This window comes from Planobispora rosea (genome assembly GCF_014648175.1).
In the GTDB taxonomy this organism is placed as follows: Bacteria; Actinomycetota; Actinomycetes; order Streptosporangiales; family Streptosporangiaceae; genus Planobispora; species Planobispora rosea.
This window is the reverse complement of the sequence record NZ_BMQP01000093.1, coordinates 1-7887: the sequence shown is the minus strand read 5'-3', so window position 1 is coordinate 7887 and position 7887 is coordinate 1. Positions and strand designations below refer to the sequence as shown.

Genomic DNA, 7887 nt, shown 5'->3' with positions numbered 1-7887 from the left:
CGTCGACACCACCGGAATCTGCGGAGCCGCGAACGACAACGTCCCCACCACCCGGGCGAAATCAGCCAGCATCGGCTCCATCAACGGCGAATGGAACGCATGCGAAACACTCAGCCGCTTGGTCCGCTCGAAACGGGCCGCAACCGCCGCCACGGCGTCTTCGGCGCCGGAGATCACCACCGAACGCGGCCCGTTGACCGCCGCGATCCCCACCTGCTCCGTCAGGTACGGCAGCACCTCGGCCTCAGCAGCGGCGACGGCCACCATCGCCCCACCCGCAGGCAACTCCTGCATCAACCGGCCGCGCGCCGCCACCAGCGCACACGCATCCTCCAGCGAGAGCACCCCGGCCACATGCGCCGCCGTGATCTCCCCGATCGAATGCCCCGCCAGCACATCCGGCCGCACGCCCCACGACTCCAGCAACCGGAACAGCGCCACCTCCAGCGCGAACAGTCCGGTCTGGGTGTAGACAGTCTGGTTCACCAGCTCCTGGTCGTCCCCGTCGAACAGGACGTCCCAGAGTGATTCGTCGAGCTGCAGGTCCAGGTAGCCGATGGCCTCACCGAGCGCGTCGGCGAAGACCGGATAGAGCTCGTAGAGCTCCCGTCCCATGGCGAAACGCTGGCTGCCCTGACCGGTGAACAGGAAGGCCACCCGGCCCTCGGTGACGTCGTCCGCAATCGGCTCGGCGAGGACGGCGATGGCCTCCTGGCGGTCACCGGCGACCACCACGGCCCGGTGCTCCAGGGCCGCCCTCGTGGTGGCCAGCGAGTAGGCCACGTCGGCCAGGCGCGTGTCGCCGTGGCGTTCCAGGTGGTCGCGTACCTTCTCTGCCTGGGCCCGGAGGGCCTTCCCGCTGCGCGCCGAGATCACCAGGGGCACCGGGGCACCGGCCGAGCCGGGGCCGGGCGTCTCCGCGGGTTCCAGGTCCGGCGTCTCCTCGACCGGCGCCTCTTCCACGATCACGTGGGCGTTGGTCCCGCTCACTCCGAACGACGACACACCCGCGCGACGGGGGTGGCCGTTCCTCGGCCAGTCCACCCGCTCGGTGAGCAGCTCGACGCTGCCCGCCGACCAGTCCACGTGCGGCGACGGCTCGTCGACGTGCAGCGTCTGCGGCAGCGTGCCGTGACGGAACGCCATCACCATCTTGATCACGCCCGCCACGCCGGCGGCCGCCTGGGTGTGTCCGATGTTGGACTTGACCGAGCCCAGCCACAGCGGAGCCTCCCGGTTCTGGCCGTAGGTGGCCAGCAGCGCCTGGGCCTCGATCGGGTCGCCCAGCGTGGTGCCGGTGCCGTGGGCTTCGACGGCGTCCACGTCGGCGGCCGTCAGCCCGGCGTCCACCAGCGCCTGGCGGATCACCCGCTGCTGGGAGGGACCGTTGGGCGCGGTCAGCCCGTTGGACGCGCCGTCGTGGTTGATGGCGGATCCGCGGAGGATTCCCAGGACGGGGTGGCCGTTGCGGCGGGCGTCCGACAGACGCTCCAGCACCAGCACGCCCACACCCTCGGCGAAACCGGTACCGTCGGCCGCGGCCGCGAAAGCCTTGCACCTGCCGTCCTCGGCCAGGCCCCGCTGCCGGCTGAAGGCGGTGAACGTACCGGGACTGCCCATGATGGCGACGCCGCCCGCGATGGCGACGGAGGCCTCGCCTCTGCGCAGGGCGTGGGCGGCCAGGTGGATGGCAACGAGAGAACCGGAGCAGGCGGTGTCGACCGTCAGGGTCGGGCCCTCCAGGCCGAGCGTGTAGGCGACGCGGCCGGCCACCACGCTGGGCGCGTTGCCGGTGAGCAGGTACCCGTCGAGCCCGTCGGGCGCCTCGTGCAGCCGCGTGCCGTACTCCTGCGGCTCGGCTCCGATGAACACACCGGACCTGCTGCCGCGCAGGCTGCGCGGGTCGATGCCGGCACGCTCCAGCGCCTCCCAGGAGGCTTCGAGCACGAGGCGTTGCTGCGGGTCCATGGCCACGGCCTCGCGCGGCGAGATGCCGAAGAAGTCGGCGTCGAACTCGGCCGCGTCCGGCAGGAATCCGCCGTGGCGGGTGTAGGTCGTGCCCGGGTCCTCGGGGTCGTCGCTGAACAGGCTGTCCAGGTCCCAGCCGCGGTCGGTGGGGAAGTCGGTGATGACGTGCCGTCCCTCGGCGACCAGCGCCCACAGCTCCTCGGGGGAGGAGACACCACCCGGATAGCGGCAGCCGATTCCGACGATCGCGACGGGCTCGTCGCCGGCCGACTGGCTCGGCGCGGGCGCGGGGGCCTCGTCGTGCAGCCCGAGCAGCTCGGCGCGCAGGTAGGCGGCCAGGGCCGCCGGGGTCGGGTAGTCGAAGACAGCGGTGACGGGCAGTTGGGCGCCGGTGGCCGCGCTGAGACGCGTGTGCAACTCGACGGCGGCGAGCGAGTCGAAGCCCAGTTTCTGGAAGGGCCGGTTGGGGTCTATCGGCTCGTCCGAGCCGGGTTTGACCACTCTCAGGACCCCCAGCGTGTGCTCGCGTACCACGTCGAGCAGCAGCCGGGCCTGGTCGGCGTGAGCGAGTGCCGCAAGCCGCTCGATCAATGCTGACCGCCGGGCGGTTCGCTCGTCGATGGCGATCGAATTTCCAGGAACGACATTTCCGGACCCGTTCATCCGCGCACTCCATTGCTCACCGGGCGAAATCACATAAATAACCAATGGCGAGCGTAATTTTCCCGAAAACCCAGCACTACCCCAGAAAACCCCTAAAACATCTACTCTTATCCCCGACCCCGAAATTTACAGAAAGTACCCCTTATTTATGTCGGTACGGCGGGCGCTCCCCCTTATCGGCACCACAGCGGAGCGCAGCCCGACACCACAGCAGGCCGTAACAACGCAGAGGCCGTAACACCGCAGCAGGCCGTAACACCACAGCGGGCGCCCGGGGCGAGCACGAGAGCACATCGCCCCCGGCGCCCCGGGCGCCCGCTGCGGGTCACCCGGCCGACCCTCCATGGGTCACCCGGTCAGGACCCTCCCTCCTTCAGCGACTCCAGCGACTCCAGCCACTTCTCGATCGCCTTGGCCGTCGTCGGCGACTCGTCCTCGACGATGCTGAAGTGGTCACCCGGCACGTCGACCGTGGCCTGTGCCGTCGACCAGGACGTCCGCCACTCGCCGATGCCGTCCACGGCCTCCGCGGCGGTGCCGTCCAGCCACCGGTCGGGCCGCACGAGCAGGATGGGCGCGTCGAGCGGTGCCAGCTCGAACTCGTGAATCATCCCGATATAGCGCCCCATGGCGGAGAGCCGGGCGTTGTCGAAGCGCCCGAAGGTGTCCTCCCTGTCGAGCAGGTTGAGCGCCATCTGCCCGACCACCGCCTCCATGGCGATCTCGTGCTCGGGCGGGTACGTGTCGAGCAGGACGACTCCGGCCGGCCGTACTCCCCGGGCCTCCAGACGGCCCGCCGTGGCATGCGCCAGGATGCCTCCGGAGGAGTGCCCCACGAGCACGAACGGTTCGCCCTCGGCGGCACGGAGCACGCTCTCGGCGAAGATGTGGAGCACCACGTCGGTCGAGTTCGGCAGGCTCTCACCACGCGAGAAGCCGGGCACGGGCAGCGCGTGCACGTTGCGCAGGCCGCGCCAGTTCGCCGCGAACCGCGCGTGCTGGTGGACGCCGCCCATCGCCATGGGGGTGCTGAAGAGGATCAGGCGCGGTGACTGGCCGCCCTGGGCGAGGGACTTCGGCTCCGGCACCTCCTCCTTCGTCCGCACCGGCCTGATGTTGGCCGCCGCGACCAGCAGGGCCTGGCCCTCCTCCACCTTGCCGGCGGCGACCGCGTCGCGGAACATGCCGCTGAGTGTGTCGCCCGCCAGATCGGCCGGGATGGCCACGGGCTGGTCACCGGTGGCCGGTACGGCGCGCAGCTCCTGGAGGACCTGCGCCGCCAGCGCCTCGGGCGAGCCGCAGTCGAACACCACGGTGGTGTCCAGCCGCAGTCCGGTGGCGGCGTTCAGGCTGTTGCGCAGCTCGACCGCGCTGAGCGAGTCGAATCCCGCCTCCAGGAAGTCCTGGCCGGGGTCGACGTCCTCGGGCCCCGCGTGGCCGAGCACGGTGGCGGCGTGCGAACGCACCAGTTCCCGCAGGACGGTCAGCGCCTCCTGGTCGGCCAGCGAGGCCAGCTGGGAGCGCAGCACCTTGGGGTCCACCAGACCTGCGGCGCTCCGTCGGCCCGTCGACACCAGGCCGCGCAGCATCGGCGGCACCGGACCGCTCGCCTGCCGGTCCAGCTTCATCGGGACCAGGACCGGCTGCTCGGCGGCGAGAGCGGCGTCGAAGGCCGCCAGCCCCTCCTCGGCGGTGAGCGCGGGCAAGGCGCCGCGCGCCCCGGCTCCCATACCCTCCTCGCCGGCCCACAGACCCCAGGCGAGCGACTGACCCGGCAGTCGCCGGGCCCGCCGGTGCTGGGCGAGCGCGTCGAGGAAGGAGTTGGCCGCCGCGTAGTTGCCCTGACCCGGCCCGCCGAGCACACCGGCCGCCGAGGAGAACAGGACGAATGCCGCCAGCTCGCGTTCGCGCGTGAGCTCGTGGAGGTTCCAGGCGGCCTCGGCCTTGGGCCGCAGCACCGTCCGGAGCTTGTCCGCGGTGAGGGTGGAGATCGTGGCGTCGGCCAACACACCGGCGGCGTGTACGACTCCCGACAGATCCGGAATACCGGCCAGCAGGTCGGCCGCGCTGTCGCGGTCCGCCACATCGCAGGCCACGACCCGGGCCTGAGCGCCGTGCGCGGCCAGTTCGGCGACCAGTTCGGCGGCGCCCGGCGCGTCCGGTCCCCGCCTGCTGGTCAGAACGAGGTCGCGGACTCCGTACCGGGTGACCAGGTGCCGTGCGACCAGCGCGCCGAGGGTACCGGTGCCACCGGTGACGAGGAACGTCCCGCCGATCTCGGAGGTCCGCCCCCGCTGGGTCGTGCGAGCCCGAACCAGGCGTGCCCGGTGGGCGACTCCCCCTCGGACGGCCACCTGCGGCTCGTCGCCCGCGAGCGCGACGGCGCTCATGACCTCGGCGTTCACGGCCCCGGCGCCGAGGTTCACCCCGGGATCCACGTCGAGGTTCGCCCCGGAGTCCACGTCGAGGTCCACCAGGAGGACCCGCTCCTCGCCTTCCGACTGGGCGGACCTGACCAGCCCCCAGACCGCCGCGCCCGCGAGGTCGGCCACGTCCTCCCCCGCCACGCTGACGGCCCCGCGGGTCAGCACCGCCAGCTTCGCGCGGGCCAGCCGCGGGTCGTCGGCGAAGATCCGCAGCGCCGCGAGCACGCGCTCAAGGACCTCCGGCGCCTCCTCGGGCCGCCCGGCGACGTGCAGCGTCAGCAGGTCGGGTACGGCAAGCGCCGGATCGGCCACCACCTGCTCGAAGTCGCCCACCGTGAGCTCGGGAGCCGGTGCGGCGGGCAGCGGGCTCCACGACACCTCGAAGAGGTTGTCGCCCTCGCGCGACGCCGTCGTGCTCACCGCCGACAGCGGCAGGAGGCTGAGCCTGTCGACGGACGCGACCTGCGCGCCCGTCGCGTCGGCCACCTGCAGGCGGAAGCCGCCCGAGGAGCCCGGCGCCAGCCGTACGCGCAGGGTGGCCGCGCCCGTGGCGCGGAGGCTGACGTCCTTCCACGCGAACGGCACGGAGGCCGTGTCGTCGTCGCCCGCGAACGCCAGGGCGTGCAGCGAGGCGTCGAGCGCGGCGGGGTGCAGCAGGTACTCGCGAGCCCGCGAGCTCTGCGAGGGCGGCAGCGCCACCTCGGCGTACACGCCGTCCTGCGCCTTCCAGGCGGCGCGCAAGCCCTGGAAGGCCGACCCGTAGGAGAGACCGGCCTCGGCGAGAGCGGGATAGAGACCCTCAAGAGACACGGGCTCGGCACCCGCGGGCGGCCACGCGGTCAGGGTGAAGCTCTCCGCCTGCGCCGTCTCGGCGAGCGCGCCCGAAGCGTGCCTGAGCCATGGCCCGTCGCCGTCGTCCGGCCGGGAGTAGATACCGATCTCACGGCTCCCGCCGCCGTCGGCCGCGCCCACGACGACCTGGATCTGGACGGCGCCCCGCTCCGGCAATGCCAGCGGCGCCTGGAGCGTCAGCTCCTCCAGCCGTTCGCAGCCCACCTCGTCGGCGGCGCGCAGCGCCAGCTCGACGAAGCCGGTGCCGGGGAAGACGACCGCGTCACCCACCACGTGATCGGCCAGCCAGGGATGGGTGGCCAGCGAGATCAGTCCGGTCAGCACCGCGCCGCCGTCGTCGGCGAGCCCCGTGGCGCTCACCAGGAACGGATGACCCGCGGCGTCCAGTGCCGGACCGCCCGCCCGTACGGGCGTCTGCGCGGGTTCCCGTCCGCCGAGCCCGGATGCGCCCAGCTCGGCCAGGGCGGACTCGGCCGCGTACGTCTCCGGCTTGGTCCTGCTGAGTGTGGTGACGAACGTGACCGGCCGGTCCAGGCACTCGCGCACCGACTCGCCCAGCACGGCGTCCGGGCCGATCTCCACGAACCGGCCGAGATCGGCCGCCTGCCGTACGGCGTCGCGGAAACGGAGGGTGTCACGCAGCTGACGCACCCAGTAGTCCGCGCTCGCCGGGTCGCCGGCGACACTCGTGGCGAGCGGGATCCGCGGCTGGTGGTAGGTGAGGCGCTCGGCCACCCGGCGGAAGCCCTCAAGCACCGGTTCCAGTTGAGCCGACTGGAAGGCGTGGCGCACCTCCAGACGGCGTGTGCCGTACCCCTCCGCCTCAAGCCGGGCGGCGACTTCCAGCACGTCCGCCTCCGCGCCGGAGATCACCACCGAGCGCGGCCCGTTCACCTCGGCGAGGCCGACGCCGCCGGTCAGCCAGGGCCTGACCTGCTCCTCGGTCGCCTTCACCGCGACCATGGCCCCACGCCCGGTGAGCTCCTGGAGCAGCCTGCCCCTGGCCTCCACCAGCGCGCAGGCGTCCTTCAGCGAGAACACGCCCGCGACGTGCGCGGCTGCCAGCTCGCCGATCGAGTGGCCGATCACCAGGTCCGGGCGGGCGCCCGCGTGCTCGAACAGCCGGTACAGGGCGACGTCCAGGGCGAAGACGGCGGCCTGCGCGAAGGCCGTCTGCTGCAGCAGGGCCGCTTCCGGGCTGCCGGGCTCGGCGAACATCACCTGGCGCAGCGGCCGGTCGAGTTTGCGGTCGAGCCGGGCGCAGACCGCGTCGAGCGCCTGCGCGAAGACCTCCGACGCGGCGTAGAGCTCACGGCCCATGCCGGGCCGCTGCGAACCGTGACCGGCGAGCACGAACGCGGTCGGCTCCTGGACCGTCTGGTCCTGGGCCTGCGGCTCGTTCCGGTCCGCCGTCTCGTCCTGGTCGTTCCTCCAGTACGGCTTGCGCTGGAAGGCGTAGGTGGGCAGCTCGATCGCACGAGCTCCGCGTCCGGCGAAGAAGGCCCGCCAGTCCGCCCGTCCGCCCGCCGTGTACAGGGTGGTGACGGCCCTGGTGAGGCACTCCACCTCGGCGCGGTCGCGGCGCAGAGCGGGGATCAGCGTGGTGTCCTCCAGAATGGCCTGGGCCATGCCGGTCAGCACCGCGTCCGGACCGATCTCAAGGAAACGGGTGACGCCCTGGCCAGCCAAAGTGGTGACGGCGTCGGCGAAGCGCACCGCCTCGCGCACATGCCGCACCCAGTACTCAGCCGTGAACTCGGTGATGGGCTCGCCGGTCAACGTCGACACCACCGGGATCTGCGGAGCCGCGAACGACAACGTCCCCACCACCCGGGCGAAATCAGCCAGCATCGGCTCCATCAACGGCGAATGGAACGCATGCGAAACACTCAACCGCTTGGTCCGCTCGAAACGCTCCGCGATCGCCAGCACCTCGGCCTCGACCCCGGAGATCACCACCGAACGCGGCCCGTTGACC

2 protein-coding genes are annotated in these 7887 nt (G+C 72.2%); both read right to left on the bottom strand.

Annotated elements, in window-relative coordinates:
• On the bottom strand, nucleotides 1-2559 hold a 2559-nt coding region (locus IEZ08_RS38585), incomplete at its 3' end, for a type I polyketide synthase (protein WP_229803957.1).
• A 428-nt stretch (nucleotides 2560-2987) separates the two neighbouring features.
• The coding region (locus IEZ08_RS38580) for an SDR family NAD(P)-dependent oxidoreductase (RefSeq protein ID WP_189244204.1) at nucleotides 2988-7887 on the bottom strand (4900 nt) is incomplete at its 5' end.